The 19,518-nt window shown below is 61.2% G+C and carries 18 protein-coding genes; 8 read left to right on the top strand and 10 right to left on the bottom strand.

Going from position 1 to position 19,518, the window contains the following annotated elements; translation table 11 throughout:
- From GGD50_RS26105 to GGD50_RS26095, 3 genes are all read left to right on the top strand, one after another.
- A complete protein-coding gene (locus tag GGD50_RS26105) occupies positions 1 to 1,008 on the top strand; it encodes a type II secretion system F family protein (RefSeq protein ID WP_107106588.1) in 1,008 nt (335 codons plus the stop codon).
- A gap of 20 nt (positions 1,009 to 1,028) precedes the next feature.
- Positions 1,029 to 2,009, top strand: a complete 981-nt coding sequence (locus GGD50_RS26100; RefSeq protein WP_107106589.1) for a type II secretion system F family protein — start codon at positions 1,029 to 1,031, stop codon at positions 2,007 to 2,009.
- A 126-nt stretch (positions 2,010 to 2,135) separates the two neighbouring features.
- Positions 2,136 to 2,780 carry a LysE family translocator gene (locus GGD50_RS26095; RefSeq protein WP_107106590.1) on the top strand — a complete coding sequence of 215 codons (645 nt, stop codon included), beginning with the start codon at positions 2,136 to 2,138 and terminating at the stop codon, positions 2,778 to 2,780.
- 5 nt (positions 2,781 to 2,785) lie between these two features.
- Here GGD50_RS26095 and GGD50_RS26090 read toward each other — a convergent pair whose 3' ends face one another.
- Positions 2,786 to 3,613 carry a tetratricopeptide repeat protein gene (locus GGD50_RS26090; RefSeq protein WP_107106591.1) on the bottom strand — a complete coding sequence of 276 codons (828 nt, stop codon included), beginning with the start codon at positions 3,611 to 3,613 and terminating at the stop codon, positions 2,786 to 2,788.
- A 149-nt stretch (positions 3,614 to 3,762) separates the two neighbouring features.
- Here GGD50_RS26090 and GGD50_RS26085 point away from each other — a divergent pair, with 149 nt between their 5' ends.
- The 4 genes from GGD50_RS26085 (at position 3,763) to GGD50_RS26070 (ending at position 7,097) form a co-directional block, all read left to right on the top strand.
- Positions 3,763 to 5,154 carry a leucyl aminopeptidase family protein gene (locus GGD50_RS26085; protein ID WP_107106592.1) on the top strand — a complete coding sequence of 464 codons (1,392 nt, stop codon included), beginning with the start codon at positions 3,763 to 3,765 and terminating at the stop codon, positions 5,152 to 5,154.
- A 304-nt stretch (positions 5,155 to 5,458) separates the two neighbouring features.
- Positions 5,459 to 5,809 (top strand): MarR family transcriptional regulator, encoded by a 351-nt coding sequence (locus GGD50_RS26080; RefSeq protein ID WP_107106593.1) that lies wholly within the window; start codon positions 5,459 to 5,461, stop codon positions 5,807 to 5,809.
- 115 nt (positions 5,810 to 5,924) lie between these two features.
- Positions 5,925 to 6,779, top strand: a complete 855-nt coding sequence (locus tag GGD50_RS26075) for a C40 family peptidase (RefSeq protein ID WP_107106625.1) — start codon at positions 5,925 to 5,927, stop codon at positions 6,777 to 6,779.
- A 78-nt stretch (positions 6,780 to 6,857) separates the two neighbouring features.
- Positions 6,858 to 7,097 (top strand): hypothetical protein, encoded by a 240-nt coding sequence (locus GGD50_RS26070; RefSeq protein ID WP_107106594.1) that lies wholly within the window; start codon positions 6,858 to 6,860, stop codon positions 7,095 to 7,097.
- 36 nt (positions 7,098 to 7,133) lie between these two features.
- Here the strand turns inward: GGD50_RS26070 and GGD50_RS26065 are convergent, their stop codons facing one another.
- Positions 7,134 to 8,099, bottom strand: a complete 966-nt coding sequence (locus GGD50_RS26065; protein ID WP_107106595.1) for a DMT family transporter — start codon at positions 8,097 to 8,099, stop codon at positions 7,134 to 7,136.
- Positions 8,100 to 8,223: 124 nt separating this feature from the next.
- On the opposite strand from GGD50_RS26065, the gene GGD50_RS26060 reads away from it, so the two are divergent.
- Positions 8,224 to 8,703: an Lrp/AsnC family transcriptional regulator gene (locus tag GGD50_RS26060; RefSeq protein WP_107106596.1), complete on the top strand. Its 480-nt coding sequence runs from the start codon at positions 8,224 to 8,226 to the stop codon at positions 8,701 to 8,703.
- Positions 8,704 to 8,724: 21 nt separating this feature from the next.
- Here the strand turns inward: GGD50_RS26060 and GGD50_RS26055 are convergent, their stop codons facing one another.
- The 8 genes from GGD50_RS26055 to GGD50_RS26020 form a co-directional block, all read right to left on the bottom strand.
- Entirely contained in the window at positions 8,725 to 10,116 is a 1,392-nt protein-coding gene (locus tag GGD50_RS26055) for an amidase (RefSeq protein ID WP_107106597.1), read from the bottom strand.
- A gap of 23 nt (positions 10,117 to 10,139) precedes the next feature.
- Entirely contained in the window at positions 10,140 to 11,006 is an 867-nt protein-coding gene (locus tag GGD50_RS26050) for an ABC transporter permease (RefSeq protein ID WP_107106598.1), read from the bottom strand.
- Positions 11,003 to 11,956: an ABC transporter permease gene (locus GGD50_RS26045; RefSeq protein ID WP_107106599.1), complete on the bottom strand. Its 954-nt coding sequence runs from the start codon at positions 11,954 to 11,956 to the stop codon at positions 11,003 to 11,005. The genes GGD50_RS26050 and GGD50_RS26045 overlap by 4 nt, the downstream gene beginning before the upstream one ends.
- Before the next feature lie 91 nt (positions 11,957 to 12,047).
- Complete coding sequence (locus tag GGD50_RS26040; RefSeq protein ID WP_107106600.1) at positions 12,048 to 13,577, bottom strand: ABC transporter substrate-binding protein; 1,530 nt, start codon at positions 13,575 to 13,577, stop codon at positions 12,048 to 12,050.
- Positions 13,578 to 13,703: 126 nt separating this feature from the next.
- Positions 13,704 to 14,702 carry a P1 family peptidase gene (locus GGD50_RS26035; protein WP_107106601.1) on the bottom strand — a complete coding sequence of 333 codons (999 nt, stop codon included), beginning with the start codon at positions 14,700 to 14,702 and terminating at the stop codon, positions 13,704 to 13,706.
- Between the two features lie 297 nt (positions 14,703 to 14,999).
- A complete protein-coding gene (locus GGD50_RS26030; RefSeq protein WP_107106603.1) occupies positions 15,000 to 15,194 on the bottom strand; it encodes a hypothetical protein in 195 nt (64 codons plus the stop codon).
- A 511-nt stretch (positions 15,195 to 15,705) separates the two neighbouring features.
- A complete protein-coding gene (locus GGD50_RS26025; protein WP_107106604.1) occupies positions 15,706 to 18,633 on the bottom strand; it encodes an aminotransferase in 2,928 nt (975 codons plus the stop codon).
- 152 nt (positions 18,634 to 18,785) lie between these two features.
- Entirely contained in the window at positions 18,786 to 19,346 is a 561-nt protein-coding gene (locus GGD50_RS26020) for a hypothetical protein (protein WP_107106605.1), read from the bottom strand.
- Between the last annotated feature and the right edge of the window lie 172 nt (positions 19,347 to 19,518).

Here is a 19,518-nt window from a genome sequence, read left to right as displayed (position 1 = left end):
ATGTTCGGTGTCGATCCGATGGTGCTTCTGATTGTGGTGCTTGCAGCCGTCTCCGCGGCGGCTGTCTGTTACGGCATTCTCTATTCCCGGATCGAGGTGCAGAAGAAAACCGACGGTCGCGTCAACCGCATCAAATCGGCCGAGACCGACCGCGCGAAGGTCAAGGCGGCGCGCGACCGCGTACAGGAATTGTCGAAACGGCGCAAATCGATGCAGGATTCGCTGAAGGAGCTGGAAAAGCGCCAGTTGGAGAACACCAAACAGAAGCAGTCGCTGAAAATGCGCCTCGGGCAAGCCGGCCTCTCCGTGACGCCAGGGCGTTTCTATCTCTTCAGCGTCCTGTTCGGCTTCTTCGTCATGCTTGTCGTCCTCTTGGTCGGCGCGCCGCTCGCCGTCATACTCGGCCTTCCCTTCGCCGCGGCCTTCGGCCTGCCGCGTTGGGTCATCGGTTTCCTCATCAAGCGCCGGCAGAACAAGTTTCTGGATGAATTCCCCAATGCGCTGGATCTCATCACCCGTTCGATCCGCTCGGGCCTGCCGCTCAATGACGCCGTACGGCTCGTGGCGAGCGAGGCTCGCGAGCCGGTGAGGTCCGAATTCCGTCGCGTCGTCGAAGCCCAACAAGTCGGCCTCAGCATGCCCGACGCCTGCGCGCGCATGAGGAACCATATGCCGTTGCAGGAGGTGAACTTTTTCTCCATCGTCATCTCCATCCAGGCGCAGGCCGGCGGCAACCTGTCCGAAGCGCTGGGCAACCTTGCGCGCGTGCTGCGCGAACGTAAGAAGATGAAGGCGAAAGTCACCGCGCTATCGATGGAAGCAAAAGCCTCGGCCGTCATCATCGGCTCGCTGCCCTTCATTGTCGCGACGCTCGTCTATCTGACCTCGCCGCAATACATGATCATCCTTTTCACCGATCCGCGCGGCCATTTGATCCTGGGGGGCGCCGGCATCTGGATGTCGGTCGGCATCTATATCATGCGCAACATGGTCAATTTCGAGATTTAACCGGAAGGAGACGCCGAGCCATGTCCTCCGATTTAGCCAGTAAATTGACCGATCCCGGCATGATTCTTGCCGTTTTCGTCGCGATTGCGGTCTTTGCTACCTTCTACACGATCGCCGTGCCCTTCCTGGAGCGCGGTGATCTCAACAAGCGCATGAAGGCCGTTTCCACCGAGCGCGAACAAATCCGCGCCCGGGAACGCGCCCGCTTGACGGCCGACGGCGGCAAGGCGTCGCTGCGCAGCCAGAACAACCGCAATGTCCGTCAGATCGTCGAGCGCTTCAATCTCCGCACGGCCTTGGTCGATACCAACACGGTCAATCGGTTGCGGGCGGCCGGTCTGCGCTCGGAAAATGCGTTGAACATATTCCTGGTGGCGCGTTTTCTGCTGCCGTTCCTGTTTTTGATGGTTGCCGTCATTTTCGTTTTCGTCCTTGGCTACTTCGCTGCCAAGCCGTTCGCGTTTCGCCTTCTTGGCGTCATCGGCACCGCCTATCTCGGCTTTTATGCGCCGAATATCTATATTTCCAATCGCATGACCAAACGGCAGAAATCCATCAAGCGCGCCTGGCCGGATGGGCTCGACCTGATGCTGATCTGCGTGGAATCGGGCATTTCCATCGAAGCAGGCATGCGTCGCGTCTCCGAGGAAATGGCGGAGCAGTCGGCACCGCTCGCCGAAGAAATGGTGTTGACCACGGCGGAACTCTCGTTCCTGCAGGATCGCCGTAGCGCCTTCGACAACCTCGCCAGCCGTACGCAGATCGAAATCGTCAAATCGGTGACGCAGGCTCTGATCCAGGCCGAGCGTTACGGCACGCCCATCTCGCAGGCGCTGCGCGTGCTGGCGCAGGAAGGCCGCGACGAACGCATGAACGAAGCGGAAAAGAAGGCGGCCGCCCTGCCGCCAAAGCTGACCGTGCCGATGATCGTCTTCTTCCTGCCCGTCCTCATGGCCGTTATCCTCGGCCCGGCGGCTATCCAGGTGATGGATAAATTCTGACATACAAACTTGCCGCCGGCGTAGGACGTGACTAGTTTCCAATCCTGCGTCACGGGCGATGAGATGGATGGTATCGGCGCGGGAGGAAAGCGCCGCTCGCCCGGACGCTAGTCCGGGAGGATTTGCATGTCGTCCATAGCCATCTTTTTCAGCATCATCGCTGCGGTTTTCATTGGGGCGGTCAGTCCCGGCCCGAGTTTCGTTCTCGTTTCCCGCATCGCCGTTTCCCGGTCGCGCAAGGCGGGCCTTGCCGCCGCTCTCGGCATGGGCGTGGGCAGTGTTACCTTCGCGACCTTGGCCTTGTTCGGCTTGAATGCGCTTCTGATGCAAGTCGAATGGCTGTATCTCTCGCTGAAGGTCGCCGGCGGCCTGTATCTGATCTATATCGGCATTCGCATTTGGCGCGGCGCGGCACATGACGTCGCTATCGACACCCCTGCCACCCCGAGCGGCGGGAGTATCCGGCGCAATTTCTGGTTCGCGCTTGGAACGCAGCTCAGCAATCCGAAGACGGCCATCTTCTACGGCAGCATCTTTGCCGCGCTTCTCCCCGCGCAGCCCGTTGCATGGCTGATTTTCGCTTTGCCGCCGGCCGTCTTCGCCATCGAGGTGGGCTGGTACACGGTGGTGACCATCGCCTTTTCATCGAACCGTCCACGCGCGCTCTATCTCGGGGCGAAGCTCTGGATCGACAGGGTCGCAGGCGCCGTCATGGGAGCGCTCGGCGCCCGGCTAGTCACGGAAGGCCTGCCGCGTCACATCTGGCGCTAAAAGGTTTAGTTGACCGCTTTCTTGGCGTCGCCGGCAGCGAGCTTCTGCCAGGAATTCTGCTGCGCCAGCATGGAGCGCAGATAAGCGACATTGGCGTTGGCCTGCTGCGCTGTCAGTTCCTGGCGGGCGATCTGCTCGGCTTCGGCGAAGCGGCCCTGCAGCCCGACCACGAGAGCCAGGTTCTGGCGGACGCGGCTGTCGGCCGCCGGCTGAGCGACGGCGGAGCGAAGATAGGTCTCGGCGGACTTCAGATCGCCGGTCAGCACGTAGGACATGCCGAGATTGGAAAGGATCGACGGCTCGTTCGGCTGCAACACCAGGGCGTCGCGATATTTGCCGCGCGCCTCGGTCGAGCGCCCGAGCTGATCGAGGATCGCGCCTTCGGCCGAAACCAGCCGCCAATCCGGCCGGTCCGGCGTCTGCGCGCGATCGATGGTCGCGAGCGCGTCCTGGAGCTGCCCGGCGGCGGCTTGGGCCTTGCCGTAGGCAGCCAGCACGCCACGATCATTCGGATGTGCGATCGCCACCTGCTGCATGACCGCGAGCGCCTGATCGTTGCGGCCGCTCATGCGCAGCGCGTTGGCGTAGTTGACGCCGGTATCGCGGTCTTTCGGATTGGCGTCATAGGCTTTGCCAAGGCTAAGGGTCGCCTGCGCGAGATCCGAGCCGTTCATCTCTTCGACTGGCTTCTTCGACATCGTCGGGATGGAGCCGGTCGTCATTTTGTCTTTGCCGGTCGTCGAGCAGCCGGCGAGGGCAAGCGCCACGAGCGCTGCCGAAGCACTGTGGAGCAGGAAGGTCTTGAATGTAGACGAGGTTGACGAAGTGGCCATGGCGCCTATTCCCGGAATGCTTGAGTCCTGCGCCTGGCCTCAAATCGGAACAGGGAAAGGTTTGACGCAATGTTCGCTCCAGCAATAATCTGTTAACCCTAACAGACAGTTAATCTGCGATTCTCGGAAATCATTGCCAAAGGATAGTTATGGCCCCCTATCAATTCATCGAGCGTGCAAGTCCCTTCAACTCGAAGGGCGGTGCGACGTTGCCGATCTTTGCCGTCACTCCGGCGCATATCGAGACCGGCACCATCGATCCCATCGCGCTCGATTGGGCGCGTAAGGCCGGCTACAAGGCCGATAGCGGTTCGTTGCTATTGATTCCGACCGAGGAAGGCCATCTCGGCGGCGCATTGTTCGGCCTTGGCTCCAACCCTTCGGAACAGCCCTTCCTGACTGGCAGGCTGGCGCGCAACCTGCCGGCCGGCGATTGGCATATCGAGACCGCACCGCTCACGGCAAACCGGCTTTCGCTCGGCTTCGGCCTCGGCAGCTACCGGTTCGAGCGTTACAAATCGGAAAAGGCAACTCCGCCGACGCTGATGATCCCGCGCGACACGGACGCGACCGACATCAAGCGCCAGCTCGCCGGCGTCTTCCTTGCCCGCGACCTCATCAATACGCCGACGAACGATATGGGGCCGGAACAGCTAGAAGCAGCCTTCCGGGCACTCGCCGCACATTATAAGGCGGATGTGTCCGTCATCGTCGGCGATGACCTCCTGAAGGAGAATTTCCCGCTGGTTCATACAGTCGGCCGCGCCAGCGCCGATGCGCCGCGCCTGCTGGAGCTGCGCTGGGGCAAAAAGGGTCATCGCCGCATTACCTTAGTCGGCAAGGGCGTCTGCTTCGACACCGGCGGCCTCGATATCAAGCCTGCATCTTCCATGCTGCTGATGAAAAAGGATATGGGCGGCGCCGCCAACGTCATGGGCCTGGCGCTGATGATCATGGACGCCAAGCTGAAGGTCGATCTGCGCGTCATCATTCCGGTCGTCGAAAACTCGATTTCGTCCAATGCCTTCCGTCCCGGCGACATCTACAAGAGCCGCAAGGGCCTGACCGTGCAGATCGACAATACCGACGCCGAAGGCCGTCTGATCCTCGCCGACGCACTGTCCTATGCCGACGAAGAAGTGCCCGATCTGTTGATCGACATGGCGACGCTGACCGGTGCAGCCCGTGTCGCGCTTGGCCCGGACCTGCCACCCTTCTTTACGGATGATGACGATCTCGCCCGCGATCTCACCGAAGCGAGCCTCGAGACCGACGACCCGCTGTGGCGCATGCCGCTCTATATGGGCTACGACAAGGATATCCGTGCCAAATTCGCCGATATCACCAACGCCCCCGCCGGTGGCATGGCAGGCTCGATCACCGCTGCCCTGTTCCTCAAGCGCTTCGTGACGAAAACGCCGAGCTGGGCGCATTTCGACATCTTCGGCTGGGCACAGAGCGAACGCCCGCATTCGCCGGGCGGCGGCGAGGCGCAGGCGATCCGGGCGCTGTATCATCATATCCGGCAGAGTGTGCGGTAGAGGCCTATAGTCCCCTCTCCCCGCATCGCGGGGAGAGGGTTAGGGTGAGGGGCCAGGCACAAAAGCACGACAACGGCGGACTGGCCTGACCATCACCGATAACCGGTCCGAAAAGACGGAGATTCCCGTTTTGGGGTTGCTTTCGAGAAAGCCCCTCATCCGAGCCCTCGACCTTTCGCTCCGCTCTATGTCTCGGTCCCACCTTCTCCCCGCATCGCGGGGCGAAGGTTGGCGAATTCCCCTTGAAACCGCCATGATCTTGGCCGAGACTGAAACGGTAGCGTAACGATCTCCGAGGTTGCCCTTGCCGCTTGAACTCTCTGCCTCGCAGGCTCTTGGCCTCTGGCAAGGCGTGGCGCTCGAGCAGGTGCGTCGCGAGGGTCATGATCTGACGCTTCGGCAGATGGCGATCCTCCTGCAGATCTATCTCGTGCCGCCACCGCATACGGTGCGGGGGCTCGCCGCAACGCTTGGCGTAACCAAGCCGGTCATCACCCGTGCCCTGGACACGATGGGTGAGATGGGGCTGGTCGACCGCGTCCGCGACGAGCGTGATCGCCGCAATGTCATCATCAAGCGTACTGTCTCAGGCGCGCTCTATCTGGAAAAGCTCGGTGATCTCGTCATCGAGCAAGGCCGCAAACTATCAGTCTAGAGCAGTTCAGCGCTTCACGGAATCGCTGAACTGCTCTATCTCTTTGTTTTCACGCAATTACGGACGGAAAGCGGCTCACGCACTTTTCCTGGAATTGCTCTAGAGGACCATGCTCATGATGCTCGACCGCCGCCTCAACGCCTTTCGGCCCGATCTTGCCGAAGCCTCTCTGCGGGGCAAGGTCGAGGCCGACCGTTTTGTCGAGGGTACCAGGGCGCAGGTCGTCGCTCCCGTCGTCGCGCTTCGCCAGCAGCCGGATCTGGCGCGCGGCATCGATACCGAACTCTTGTTTGGCGAAGAGGTCGATGTCTTCGAGCGAAAGGATGGCTGGTGCTGGGTGAAAGCGTTGTCGGATGGTTATGTCGGCTATCTTCCCGAAAATACGATCCGGAGTGAACAGGCGCCACCCACTCATGTCGTTGTGACACAGCGGACGTTTCTCTATCCCGAGCCGGAGCTGCGCAAGCCCCATACCGATATCCTGTCCATGGGCAGCCGTGTGCGCGTCACCGGCACGGCCGAGACGCGGGGGAACCACTATGTCGTCCTCGAAGACGGCACGGCCATCTTCGCCAAGCATGTACAGCCGATCGGTTACAATGACGGCGGCGATTATGTCGATGTCGCCTTGCGGTTCCTGGAAACCCCCTATCTCTGGGGCGGTCGGTCCGGCCTCGGCATCGATTGCTCCGCACTGGTGCAGCTCGCATTGCTGATGACGGGCCGCGCCTCGCTGCGCGATACGGACATGCAGGCGGCTGGCCTCGGCGAACCGATCAGCCGCGAGGAATTGCGCCGCGGCGATTTCGTCTTCTGGAAAGGCCATGTCGCCATCATGGAAGACGAGAAAACCATCGTGCATGCCAACGGCCATACCATGACCACGGCGCGTGAAGATTTTGCCGCCGCCGTCGAGCGCATCGGCTGGCTCTATGAGCAGCCGACAGGCTACCGCCGCCTGGCGGGTTGAGAGCCGGCCGGAACCAGCCTGAATCTAAACCGTTATTTCCTCGATTGAACACCCGTCTTGTTCGAGAGGAGAAGCATCATGCCAATTACGGCGATGGAACAGGTGGTCAGGGATATCCTGCGCGACGCTCATCTGAGGCATAGTCGCAAGATCGATCGGCTCCGTGAGCTGCAAAGCGAAGCGTGCTGCATCCAGCGTGCCGGCAGCAAACGCATGATGAGCATAGATGATGGCCTTCAGGACGACCTACGCGTCATCGAAAAGGCGCTGCGCGATCTCAATGCCGACATGCCCGAAAAGGATGCCACCACCCGGTAGGCGATGGCACCCTCAGCTCGCTTCGAATAGGTATTTTTAGGGTGTGCGTGGCCGCGCGATCCAGATCCCGGCGATAATGACGATACCGCCGAGGGCCTGTATCAGCGTGACGTTTTCGCTGAACAGGAACCAGGCGAAAAGCGCGGCTGCGATCGATTCCAGGAAAATGACGAGCGAGGAAAAGACGGTTGGCAGCTTTCCAAGCGCCACCGAGAGCAGCCCCTGTCCGCCGGCATGGCTGATAAGGCCGAGCGCCAGAAGCACGCACCATCCCGAGATCGACTGCGGCAATATCCGCGGTTCGAAGAAGAAGGCGGCGAGGAATAGGATCGCCGAGGTCATGATGCTGAGCTCGAAGGTGACGCGCGCGGCATTTGTGTTTGGACGCGCCGTGCCGACCGCCAGAAAATAGAGGCCGAAAAAGGCGCCGGTAATGATAGCCAGCGCATCGCCGACGGCGCGGCTTGGATTGAATGCAAGGCTTTGCGCCACAAGCGCCGCACCGCCTGCAAGGCAGACCAGAAGGCCAACAAGCGTGGCACGATCAACCCTCTGCCGCAGTAGAAGCCAGCCGAAAATGACGACCCACAGCGGCGCCATGGTTGCGAAGAACGTCGCATTGGCAATGGTCGTCTGCATGATGGCGAGGTGCCAGAAGAGCAGGTCACCCGTAAAGGCGATGGCGGCGAGAATGGTCGGTATCGTAAAGCTGGCGCGAGGCGCCGTGACGTCCGCAACCTCCGCATATCGCATCCAGATCCAAAGGATCGGCAAGGCCAGGAAGACACGCCAGAATGCGCTGGCGAAAGGTCCGACGTCGGCCAGACGGACGAGGCTTGGGGAGATGCTCATGGCGAGCGCCGCAAGGAGCATCGCCACGACGCCGAAAAAGAACTCTTTCGAGCCGTCGGAACCTGCCTTGCCGGCGGCAGAGTGGTTTGCATTCGCCGTCTCGCCAAGATCTGCGGCGCGCATATCGTATTCAGTGTCCGGTTGTGACATTCTCGTGCCTTTGCAAGTCAGGTAATTTGTGGCGCAAAGCTAATACAGGCGGAAAGAGGATTTGGCTCCATTTTGATGGTTTTCATGCAATTTTGTTTCTTCTTTGCGGTAAGGATGTTTTGAAATGCGCAAACCCGTCGATCTCGATGAATTCGACCTGGCGATTCTCGAAATCCTCCAAAAGGACAACGCTGTTCCGCAGCGCAAGATTGGTGAACTGGTCAATCTGTCTGCGCCTGCCGTGCAGCGGCGCATCAAGCGCATGCAGGCGAGTGGCGTCATTCAGGCTGACATCGTCGTTGTCGATCCGGCAGCCGTGGGTTTGCCGATTACCATCATCGTCGAGGTCCATATCGCAAACGAGCGTTATGACCTTGTCAATGCGATAAAGCGCAGCTTCCTGGAGGCGCCGGAAGTTCAGCAATGCTATCAGGTCACCGGCGAAGCGGATTTCGTGCTTGTCGTCGTCGTGGCCAGCATGTCCGACTACGAGGCGCTGACGCGGCGTCTGTTCTACGACAATCCGAATGTCACGAAGTTCAAATCGCTCGTCACCATGGACCGGGTGAAGATCGGTCTTTCCGTGCCATTGGTGCGGGATTAGCCGACTATCTATGCCTGCTGTTCATCCCGGCCGCTTCGGCCAGTTCGTGACCCCGCCGGTCCATGTCTCATAGGCATTCGACAGTTTCAGCACCAACAGATCGCCGAAGCGCGGGCCGATGATCTGCAGGCCGATCGGCATGCCGGAGCGGGAGAAGCCGCAATTGATCGACGCGGCCGGCTGCTCCGACATGTTCCAGGGAACAGTAAAGCCGATATGCTCGAAGGGCAGGGCAGGGTCGTTGGTGGGCGAGGCCCATTCGGCGGAATAGGAGACGATCGGGTTGGTCGGCGAAAGCACGACGTCCACCTCTGCGAAGAGCCTTCCGCAACTCCTACGCATCTCGATGGTCTGATTAAAGCCGCGCACGGCATCGACGCCACTGATATCGGCGCCACCCTTCGCCCAGCTATGGATATAGGGCAGGATGCTGTTGCGGCGTTCCTCGCTCAATCCGACGATATCGCCCCAGAAACGCGCGCGCCAGAAGGCATCAAGCCCGTCCAGCATCTGCCGGGTCAGCACCGGCGCGACGTCGATGATGATGGCGCCGGCCGCCTCGAAACGCTTGGCGGCGGCAACGACCGCGTCGCGCACTTCGTCCTCGACGGGCAGGCCGCAGCCTGCCTCCAGCATCAAGCCGATCTTCATGCCACGGATATCGATGCCGAGATCCATCCAGTCGATCTCGTTTGGCGGCAGGCTGGTGCAGTCGCGCCAGTCGGGACGCGAGAGCGTCGCCATGGAAAAGGCGGCATCCTCGACGGTGCGGGTCATCGGTCCGGCGCATCGCCCGAGATAATAGGGATCGATCGGAATGCGGCCATGGCTCGGCTTGAAGCCGAAAATGCCGGTCCAGCCCGCCGGCAGGCGTATCGAGCCGCCGATATCGGTGCCGATATGCAGCGGTCCATAGCCGGCTGCGGCTGCGGCGGATGCGCCGGCGCTGGAGCCGCCCGGATTCCGCGAGGGGTCCCACGGATTGCGGCTGAGCTGGTGGAAGCTGGAAAGGCCGGAGGAGAGCATGCCGTAATCCGGGCAGGTGGTCTTGGCGAAAATCACTGCGCCATCCTCGCGCAGGCGCGCGGCGATCGGCGCATCCTCGGCGGCGGGAATGAGCTCGACCGCGGCCGTGCCAAGCGGTACCGGCTGCCCCTTGGTGGCGATCAGTTCCTTCAGCGTCACCGGAATGCCGTCGAGAGGTCCAAGCGGCGCGCCCTTTGCCCAGCGCTCCGTGGACGCGGCCGCCTGCCTGCGCGCATCCTCGGGATCATAGGCATAGAGAGCCGATATTGTCGGTTCCCACGCCTCGATATGCTTTTCGAGTGCAAGCCAATATTCGGTGGGAGACAGGCTCTTCTCAGTGAATTTGCCTTTGAGTTCGTGGATGGAAAGATCGGTCGCTTCGGTCATGATCTATACTCTTTATGTCTCAATCAGCGTGTCGCTTCGCGGGGGTCGAGGAGATCGCGTAGCCCGTCGCCAAGCAGGTTGAAGCCGAGGACGGAGAGCGCGATGGCAAGGCCTGGCAGCAGGGCCAGCCACGGCGCGGCCTGGAAATAGGTCTGCGCGTCAGCAAGCATCCGCCCCCAGGTCGGCGCCGGCGGCGGCACGCTGAGGCCCAGGTAGGCAAGCCCGGCCTCGGTCAGGATCGCGAGGCCAAGCTGGATCGTCGCCTGAACGATGATGCTACCCATGATGTTCGGCAGGACATGGCGGACCGTAATGGCAAGCTGCGTATTGCCGATGGCGCGCGCCGCCAGCACATAATCCCGGCTCCAGGCCTGCAGCGCCGAAGCGAGTGCGCCGCGGGCAAATACGGGCACCATGAAGACGGCAATCGCGATAATGGCGGTTTCGCGCCCGGTTCCGAGAAATGCGCCGAGGATCATCGCCGAGAGGATTGGCGGCAATGCGAAGATCACGTCACAGGCCCGCATGACGAGCGCTTCGAGCAGGCCCCGTTGCGCAGCGACGGTAACGCCGATGATTGTTCCGAGCGTCCCGCCGATCGCAACGGCAGAAACGGAGATCGACAGCGAATTCCAGCAGCCGGCCATCAGCATCGACAATACGTCGTGGCCAAGCTGATCGGTGCCGAGAAGGCCGAAGCCGAAAGGTGGTAGCAGCTTGTGGATGATCTGCATCTTCGCCGGCGGTACAGGCGTCCAGAACAGCGAGACGATGGCGACGCAGACGAGGGCGACGATGATCAGGGCGCCGAGCATGAGGTTCGTGCGCCGCAGCACCCGAAAACGGGAGCGACGTGGCAGGGCAGGGGCGACGGTTTCGACGATGTTCATCGTGCCCCTCCGGCGCGCAGTCTGGGGTCGATGGCGAGATAGGAGAGATCCACCAGAAAGTTCACGACGATGACGAGGCCGGCAAAGAACAGCACGACGTCCTGAAGCACGATGACATCACGCTGGCTGAGCGCCTGATAGGCGAGGCGACCGAGGCCAGGCAGGGTGAAGACATTCTCGATCAGCACGGCGCCTGCAACCAGAAAGGTGAACTGCAGCCCGAGGATGGTGAGCACCGGCACCAGCGCATTCGGCACCACATGCCCCCAGAGCACGCCGCTGCGCGACAGGCCCTTGGCGACTGCCGTGCGGGCAAAATCCTCATGCAGCGTGTCGAGTACGGCCGAGCGAGTAACCCTGGTCAATACCGCCGCCTGCGGCAGAGCCAGCGCGACAGCCGGCAGCACGAGCGATTTCAAGGCGGGCCAAACTCCGTTGCTCCAGCCAGGAAAGCCGCCGGCCGGCGCCAAGCCGAGCGAGGTGGCAAACAGGAGGATCAGCAGCAGGCCGACCCAGAAGCCCGGAACGGCGATACCCATCTGTGAAAACAAGGTGGCGACCATGTCGAAGAAGCCGCCGCGTCTTGCGGCGGCGGCGGCGCCAAGCGGCACGGCGACGAGCATGGAAAGGATGATGGCGAGGATGGCAAGCGGCAACGTTACGGCCAGCCGCTCGATGATGAGACCGGCGACCGGCACGCCGTAAGTATAGGATTTGCCGAGATCGCCCGTCAGCGCGCCGGCAAGCCATTGGCCGTAGCGAATGAACAATAGTCGATCGAGGCCCATGTCGTGCCGCAGCGCCGCAAGCGTCTCCGGCGTCGCCGAGGTGCCGAGCGTGATGGCGGCGGGATCGCCCGGCAGCAGGGCCATCACCGTAAAGACCAGCAACGAAACGGCGATCAGGGTCAGGATAAGACCTATGATCCGGCGGGTAAGAAGTACGATCATTGCATGTCCACCGCCGGATCAGGTCCGGCATCGAAACATTTCACGGCGGGCGAAGGGGTCCGCCCTGCCGTGTGTGCGGGAGTGAAAGAGATCAGTCTTCCCAGGAGACGTTGGCCAAGACATTCGAGGGGATCGGCTCGTTCTCCCAGAGCCCTTTCAGCTTCTTGTCCCAGACCCCGAGTTTCGGCATGACGAAGAGGAAGAGCGCGGGGGCATCCTCGGCAAGAATGCTTTGCGCCTCGCCATAGAGCTTGTTCTGCACAGCAGGATCGGCGGTTAGCTGGATCTTCTTCATCAGCTCGTTGAAGACCGGGTTCTTATAATTGAAATAATAGGGTTCGCGCGAATAGATGTCGATGTCCAGTGGCTCGGCATGGGCTACGATGGTCATGTCGTAGTCGCGGCCGGTGAAGACGTCCTGCACCCATTTTGCCGGGAATTCCGTCGGCTCAATATTCATGGTGACGCCGATATCGGCAAACATCGCCTGCATCACCTGGGCGCTACGGGGCGCATAGGCCATCTGCGGCGTCTTGATGGTGAAGGTGAAGCCGTTGGGATAGCCTGCCTCGGCAAGCAGCGCCTTGGCCTTGGCTGGGTCATAGGGCAATGTCCCCGTCAGGTCCTGATATCCCGGGTCGTTCGGCGTGTAGTGGCTGCCGATCGCCGTGCCGAAACCGGACCAGGCGCCCTCGATGATCGTCTTGCGATCGAGCGCTATCATCAGGGCTTGGCGCACGCGCTTATCGTCGAAGGGTTTGCGCGTGTTGTTCATGCCGGCGACGACTTTGAGTTCGGTATTGCCGACCTTGGTCATCAGTCGCGCATCGCCGTCGAAAGAGCTCATCAGCTCGGGTGCGGCGAATTCCGGAAATGCATCGAGGTCGCCGGCCTTCAGGGCTGCGGCTTCCGCCTGCGGATCGGAAATGAAGCGGAAGGTCACCTTGTCGAGCTTCACGTCGACGGATTTGTTCCAGTAGTCCGGATTCTTTACGAGCTCCACATGGTCGCCCTTGCCCCAGGCCGAGAATTTAAATGGGCCGGTGCCGACAGGCGTCGTCTTGTCGTCGGCAGCAGATTTCGAGCCGACCATGACCGAAGACGGCCAGCCGAGCCAATAGAGCAGGCTGCCGGTCGGAGACGAGAGATGCAGCACCAGCGTTTCGGGGTCCGGCGTGTCGATCGAGGCGATGGTGGCGAAGAACCGTTTCTGCGGATTGACGGACTTGGCGTCGCGAGCGCGGTCGAGTGCGAATTTCGCCGTTGTTGCATCGAACGCCTCGCCGTCATGGAATTTGACGCCGGTCTGCAGCTTGAATGTATAGGTGAGGCCGTCGGGAGAAATATCCCAGCTTTTCGCGAGCTGCGGAACGATCTTGCCGCTTTCGTCGATGGCGACCAGCCCTTCGAAGATATTTTGCCAGGTGACTTGGCCGATCGCGACAGGCGCAGCGATCGTCGGATCGAGGCCTGTGGGTTCGACGCTCATGCCGATGTTCAGCGTCGTCTTGGCTGCTTCCGCCGGCGCCATGCCGAGCATCAGCAGCCCAGCAGACATCGCGGCACCATAGGCAAGACGGCGTGCAAAATCGCTGAGCCTCAGACGTAAAATTTTGGTCATCTCAGTTCCCTTGCTGCGGCTCGCGATACCGATTTTCCCTTCGGCATACGGCCAATTTTTCAAAATAGCGTCATCTTGCAGGGTCGAAATAGATCAGCGCCCGGGTCTACGTGGGCAAAACTCCGGTTAGGTCACGCGATCCGGAAAGCGGTCCCGCCAGGCCGGCAGCGCGCCCTGGACCGGCAGCGCCGTCGCCTCATAGACGCCCCGGGCAACGGCGCGCGCCATGACGATGGCGGCGAGATGGCAGAGTTCCATGAAGCTTTGCAGGTCAGCTCTTTCGTGCTTGCCCGTCGACGCGGCGAAAACCGTGTCGCCGTCGAGCGGCAGATGCGCGGGCAACAGCGCACGGGCAAAGCCGTCATGGCCGCAGATCGACAGCCGGTGCGCTTCCGCCTTGGTCAATGCAGCGTCGGTAACGATGGCGCCGATCGTTGTTGCAGTAACATTCGCTCCCTTCAGCCTGAGGCGCGAGTCGATGGTTTCGGGCATGCCGAGGCCGCCGAATTCGCCGTCGATCTCGAAGGGTGCGGCCCAGAAATGCGGTCCTTCGCCTATGGTGGCAGAACCCAGCGCATTGACGGCGACGATGGCCGCGATCCTATGTCCCTGGCTGCTGACGGCGCTGGCTGAGCCGAGGCCGCCCTTGACCATCGCCGTCGTCGCGCCCGTGCCGGCACCCACGGTGCCGAGCGGGAAGGCGCCCTTGCCTGCCGCCTTGAAGGCGGCGTAACCCATATCGCGATAGGGCGAATGCAGGCCCCAATCCTTGTTGCCGCCATTGATGAGGTCGAAGAGGATCGCCTGCGGCACCAGCGGCACGCGGGCGGTGCCAACCTGCAGGCCGCGGCCGATATCGCGCAAGCCTGCCTGCACGCCGCCCGCCGCATCGAGCCCGAAGGCCGAGCCGCCCGACAGCACCAGCCCGTCGACCACACTGACCGTCATCGCCGGATCGAGCAATGCCGTGTCGCGTCCGCCCGGCGCGCCGCCGAGCACGGAGCAGGAGGCGACCGCAGGTTCCTCGAAGATGATGGCGGTGACACCGGAGCCCAGCGCAGGATCGGTGCAATGACCGACGGAGACGCCTTCGATATCGGTCAGAAGATTGAGGAGATCAGCCAATGAAAAATCCTTCGCCTTTCAAAGCGCGAGGTCGTCATGGCGATAGGATCGCAAAGAAAGGGAAAAGACAAGATGGGGTTGTCGAATGGGGGTACTGCTCGGGCCGACCCTCGTGGTTCGAGGCTCCGGCTTTCAGCCTGCGCACCTCGCCATGAGTGCGGAGCAAATGCGGCGATCGGACGAAGAGGCGTGCGAAAGATCGGCCAAAAAGATCAGCCCCCGCTCCGGGAGCGAAGCGTCCCTAAAAGAGCGAGGGCTGGTGATGTGATGAACTTGTGAAACAGCTAAACCGATCCATCAAACGTGGATCGGCTTGGCCTGTTGGCGGATGAGGAGATCGCGGATGGCGAGCTTGACCTCGTCCGCGCTTCTGAAACGCTGCTCGTCCAGATCGTGGACGTGGTATTTCACTGCGATAAACTTCAGCCGGTCTTCATCCGGAATGACGATGCCGACGGGAACGCCAGCATATTCGATGACTTGTTTCTTCATAAAAAATACTCCCTCCGCGCCCTAGCGGCGCAGACATGGCGAATTGACTGTTTGAATCCGATAAGGGGACGAACGTCACATTCGACAGCGCGGGCGGGAGAGTACGCCCGAGCGGTCATGGCCAAGCACGGACCGCCCAAGGATCGAAGCGATGACTACAGAGTTCAGCATGTCACTTCCTTAGTTGGCGTTGCACTTGTGTGAGCTCCGAGTGCGGAACCCGCGATCTGGTATGCTATTATCTACAAACTTAGTAGAGAATAACAATTTCATCTTCAGAAACATATTCCGAAAGATGTCAAAATGTCGGCGACCAGGAAAATAAAATTCCGTATCAGGCTGAATTGCGAGAAAGACTATATCAACTTCTCGCGACCCTCCCGTCCCGGAGCGGCATTGCCGATCACCGTCAGACAGATAGGAATTGCGATGAGATTCGACAATGCCCTCGGAGGATTAAAATCGCTCCGTCACCAAATCACCTCAATGGTTAACGCGGGGAATAACGGGCCTAAAAGCCGTCATTCAGCGCCTTTTCCAGGGCGTTGACGAAGAAATCGGCGCTTTCCGCCGAGAGGCAAAGCGGCGGTTTTATCTTCAACACATTCAGGTGATCGCCGGTCGGCTGCATGATGACGCCAAGCCCGAGCATCCGTTCGCAGATAGCGGCCGTCTCTTCCGTCGCGGGTGTCAGCGTCTCGTGATCGCGGACGAATTCGACGCCGAGATAGAGGCCCATGCCGTGCACGGCACCGATCAGCGGGAAATGGTCCATCAGCGCGATCAGCCCTGCCTTCAGGTGGTCGCCGATGATTCGGGCATTCTCCTGCAGGCCTTCGTCCGTCATGATGTCCAGCACGGTCAGGCCGACCACCGAGCTCACCGGACTGCCGCCGGCGGAGGAGAAGAAATAGCCCTCTTTCTCCAGTGATTCGGCAATCTCCCGCCTCGTGATAACGGCGCCGAGCGGATGGCCGTTGCCCATGCCCTTGGCGATGGTGATGATATCGGGCACGACGTCCTGGCTCTCGAAGCCCCAGAAATGATGGCCGAGCCGGCCGTAACCCACCTGCACCTCGTCGGCGATGCAAAGGCCGCCGCGCTGACGCACGGCCGCGTAGACATCGGCGAGATAGCCGCGCGGCAGGGCGATGCCCCCGGCGTTGCCGTAGACCGGTTCTGCGATGAAGCCGGCAAGACCCTCGCCCTTCTCGTCCACGCCCTCCAGCAGGGTCGTGACGCCAGCCATGTAGTCCACAGCCGAATCCGGACCGCGGAACGGGCCGCGATAGGTATTGGGCGAAACGAGCGGATGCACCCAGTCCGGACGCGTCGTCAACGCCCGTGGATTATCGGCAATGGAGGTGGAGACGGCATCGCTTGCCAGCGTCCAGCCGTGATAGGCCTCCAGCAGGCAAAGCATGTTTTTCTTGGCCGTATGCGCCCAGGCAAGCCGGATGGCGAGATCGTTGGCCTCTGAACCGCTGTTGACAAGGAAGACGCTGTCGAGAGCATCCGGCGCCAAGGCTGCCAGGCGCTCCGAAAATTCAGCAACGGCTGCGTAATGGAAGCGGGAATTGGTGTTGAGCCGTGACCATTGCCGCTCGATAGCCGCCGTCAGCCGTGGATGCGCATGGCCGAGCATGGTCACGTTGTTGACCATGTCGAGATAGGCGCGCCCTTCCGTGTCGAACACGAATTCATGCCAGCCACGCTCGATCTGCGGTGGAGCGTCGTAATAATGCTTTTGCGGCTTGGCAAAATGCGCTTCGCGTTGCGTAAGAAGTGCGGCGCTATCCAGTCGCGGCGCTTCGCAGGCCTGGCTGAGAAGCATGGCGGGCGAGGGGCAGAGGGTCGACCAGCCATCGGCCTGATCGGCGGTGGCAAAAAGCGGCGGCACCAGCCCCGGGACGCGGCAGAGCTGCACGCGCAGTCCCCCGATGGCCGAGCCCTCGCTGCCGATGGTGCCGACGATCGCCCCTTGCTCCACACCGGCGCCCTCTTCCAGAGTACACTCGACGCCATCAAGATGCAGGCTGACGGCTTCGCCGACCAGAACGAGATGTTGGCCGTTCCACTGGATGCGCCCGGCAAAGGGGGCTGTGACGGTAGTGCCGGCTGGCAGGCAGATATCGTTATGCAACGCGAAATTCTGCGGCGGCGTCATGCTGAGGAGATCGGCATGCGATAGACGGAATTCGCCGTAGCGGGTTGCAGCCGAGCCGGAGGCGATAGCCGCTTTGGCAAGCAACCGCCAGTCCATGTCGGGCTTCAGCCAGTTGCCGTCGAAAAAATGCGGGCTGGTCGCGGAAAGATCGACGGCGGCAATATGATCCGATGCGATATCCGGCAGCAATGCGGACCAGCCTTCGGTGGCGATTGGAGCGAGATCGATGCCTGCGGCCCGCAGGATCGCCGCTTCCATCACGTCCGGCTGCGCGCCGGTAGCGACGTCGAAAATCTCGCGCTCGAGTTCCAGATTGCCGCGTACATAGTCGTTGTCGGGGTCGATGGCGAGCTGCTTCTCGCCGCTGGCGGCAAGAATCACCGCGCGGGCGACGATCAGCGGCCAGAGCGCCTTCAATTCGGCCTCCCCGAGCGGATAGATCGCGTGATAGGCCTTGATGGCGGGGAGGATGTAGAAGGGATCGCCTTCTGCATGGTGGAGCAGCGAGGCGCAGGTGACGGCGAGGTCGCCCACCAGCCAGCCCTGGATGATGTCCCCGAAATCAATCACCCCATCCGGGATAGGCTGCCCATGCGCATCCGGGTGGCTGACGACATTGTCGCCAGTGACGTCGTGATGCACGGGCTGCACGCGTAGCCCGCTTGCAAGCGGCTGGATGCGCTTGACGGCCGCAACCATTGCCTTGGCGATGCGGTCGCGCGCTTCGTGATCGGTGATGGCCGACAAGAGCTGCACGGCAATCGGCCCGGCGCGGCGCAGGTCCCATTGCAGGCTGCGATGGAGGCCGGGATGTTCGAAATCAGCGAGATCGCGGGCGAGCCGCCCCGCGAGCGCACCCAGCGCGGAAACGGAGGCGGTGGGCAGGTGCTTGCGCCGCGTCAGCGATTGGCCGGGGAGATAGCTGAGCAGCCGGACGAGATAATCCTGCTCGCGAATGGTGACGACAAGAATGTCCCGGCCGTTCAGCGAGGGGATGATATTGGGTACGCGCGGCGCATCCGGTTTGGCATGCAGATGCCGGATGGCGGCGTTCTGCGCCTCCAGCTCGACCGTGTCGTATTCCGTCCGACAGATCTTCAGAACGTAGCTATTGTTACCGGCGTCGATGCGATAGTTGCGGTCCTGCTGGCTGCCGAGTTCGGTGATCGTTCCGGCCAGGCCATAATGCGTCTGCAAGATCTCCGCCGCCGCCTCCGGCGTGGTATCCGGTCTTGGCAGTTGCATACGATTGACGAGCGCGGCGTCGGTCATGGCACCCCCGGATGGTTCATCTGCATCGACACTAAACCATTCCGTCCAAAAGAAAATCACCGAAAGCGAATAGGATGATCTAACGTTAATACGGAAGATAGGCTCCCGATTGCGCTCGCCTAGAGTGCCATGCGTTCATTTGAACGCAGACTTCACTCAACCTCGATTGAATAGCTGCAGCCGGCGAGCGTCTTGCCGGGATGGTTGATATCGGTCGAGACATCGAGGGCAATGCGCGAGTGCAGGACCGTATCGGAATTCTCCAATTGCTCCTTTTTGGAGAATATCTCCCTTTCGGCAAGGAATTTGTCGAACCTGTCGACCGCGGCGGTGACATCCAATTGCTTGGCAATAGGATGTGGATCGGACTCGTTGAGCAGGGCAAGCGGGCCGGAGGAGGCAAAAGCGATCCTGTCGGTCTGTCGCCCGAAAACGCTAATCGGCTTTGCCAGCTTGAATTCCCGCAGCAGAAGGCTGTTTGAGGGCTGTTCGGTAATGCCGAACTGTCTCATCGCATCTTCGCTTTCCGGTCCGGTCAGCCACATGGCAAAGCTGTTATAGCTTTGCACGTCGTATGTCGTGCATTCGATCAGTTTAGTGAGATCGATCTTCGTAGGGTCTTCTTCCGAGGTCATCGCGGCAGTCGACACCTGTGTGCTCACAAGGATAGCAAGGGCCGAAAGCGGCAGGATTCTATCCAGATATGATCGCATTTTCCTCCTCCGCAACTTCCAAGCGACTCGATACCGGTCGCATTAAATCGCAATTTGGCGGGAAAAGGAAATAGTGGTCCTTCGGACCAAATCGCGCGCTTGCGAATGCCGCGTCATCGGGCGGCTTGAAACAGTCCGCCGGAACATCCGCCTGCAGGTGGACTGACCTGCA

It is taken from the genome of Martinezella paranaensis (assembly GCF_014200235.1).
In the GTDB taxonomy this organism is placed as follows: Bacteria; Pseudomonadota; Alphaproteobacteria; order Rhizobiales; family Rhizobiaceae; genus Rhizobium; species Rhizobium paranaense.
The sequence above is the reverse complement of the archived record's forward strand: the minus strand, read 5'-3'. Positions and strand labels throughout refer to the sequence as shown.

What these genes read in the sequence shown, in the direction of transcription:
- GGD50_RS26105 (WP_107106588.1), top strand. Translation starts at nt 1, where the DNA reads ATGTTCGGTGTCGATCCGATGGTGCTTCTGATTGTGGTGCTTGCAGCC.
- GGD50_RS26100 (WP_107106589.1), top strand. Translation starts at nt 1,029, where the DNA reads ATGTCCTCCGATTTAGCCAGTAAATTGACCGATCCCGGCATGATTCTT.
- GGD50_RS26095 (WP_107106590.1), top strand. Translation starts at nt 2,136, where the DNA reads ATGTCGTCCATAGCCATCTTTTTCAGCATCATCGCTGCGGTTTTCATT.
- GGD50_RS26090 (WP_107106591.1), bottom strand. Translation starts at nt 3,613, where the DNA reads ATGGCCACTTCGTCAACCTCGTCTACATTCAAGACCTTCCTGCTCCAC.
- GGD50_RS26085 (WP_107106592.1), top strand. Translation starts at nt 3,763, where the DNA reads ATGGCCCCCTATCAATTCATCGAGCGTGCAAGTCCCTTCAACTCGAAG.
- GGD50_RS26075 (WP_107106625.1), top strand. Translation starts at nt 5,925, where the DNA reads ATGATGCTCGACCGCCGCCTCAACGCCTTTCGGCCCGATCTTGCCGAA.
- GGD50_RS26070 (WP_107106594.1), top strand. Translation starts at nt 6,858, where the DNA reads ATGCCAATTACGGCGATGGAACAGGTGGTCAGGGATATCCTGCGCGAC.
- GGD50_RS26065 (WP_107106595.1), bottom strand. Translation starts at nt 8,099, where the DNA reads ATGTCACAACCGGACACTGAATACGATATGCGCGCCGCAGATCTTGGC.
- GGD50_RS26060 (WP_107106596.1), top strand. Translation starts at nt 8,224, where the DNA reads ATGCGCAAACCCGTCGATCTCGATGAATTCGACCTGGCGATTCTCGAA.
- GGD50_RS26055 (WP_107106597.1), bottom strand. Translation starts at nt 10,116, where the DNA reads ATGACCGAAGCGACCGATCTTTCCATCCACGAACTCAAAGGCAAATTC.
- GGD50_RS26050 (WP_107106598.1), bottom strand. Translation starts at nt 11,006, where the DNA reads ATGAACATCGTCGAAACCGTCGCCCCTGCCCTGCCACGTCGCTCCCGT.
- GGD50_RS26045 (WP_107106599.1), bottom strand. Translation starts at nt 11,956, where the DNA reads ATGATCGTACTTCTTACCCGCCGGATCATAGGTCTTATCCTGACCCTG.
- GGD50_RS26040 (WP_107106600.1), bottom strand. Translation starts at nt 13,577, where the DNA reads ATGACCAAAATTTTACGTCTGAGGCTCAGCGATTTTGCACGCCGTCTT.
- GGD50_RS26030 (WP_107106603.1), bottom strand. Translation starts at nt 15,194, where the DNA reads ATGAAGAAACAAGTCATCGAATATGCTGGCGTTCCCGTCGGCATCGTC.
- GGD50_RS26025 (WP_107106604.1), bottom strand. Translation starts at nt 18,633, where the DNA reads ATGACCGACGCCGCGCTCGTCAATCGTATGCAACTGCCAAGACCGGAT.
- GGD50_RS26020 (WP_107106605.1), bottom strand. Translation starts at nt 19,346, where the DNA reads ATGCGATCATATCTGGATAGAATCCTGCCGCTTTCGGCCCTTGCTATC.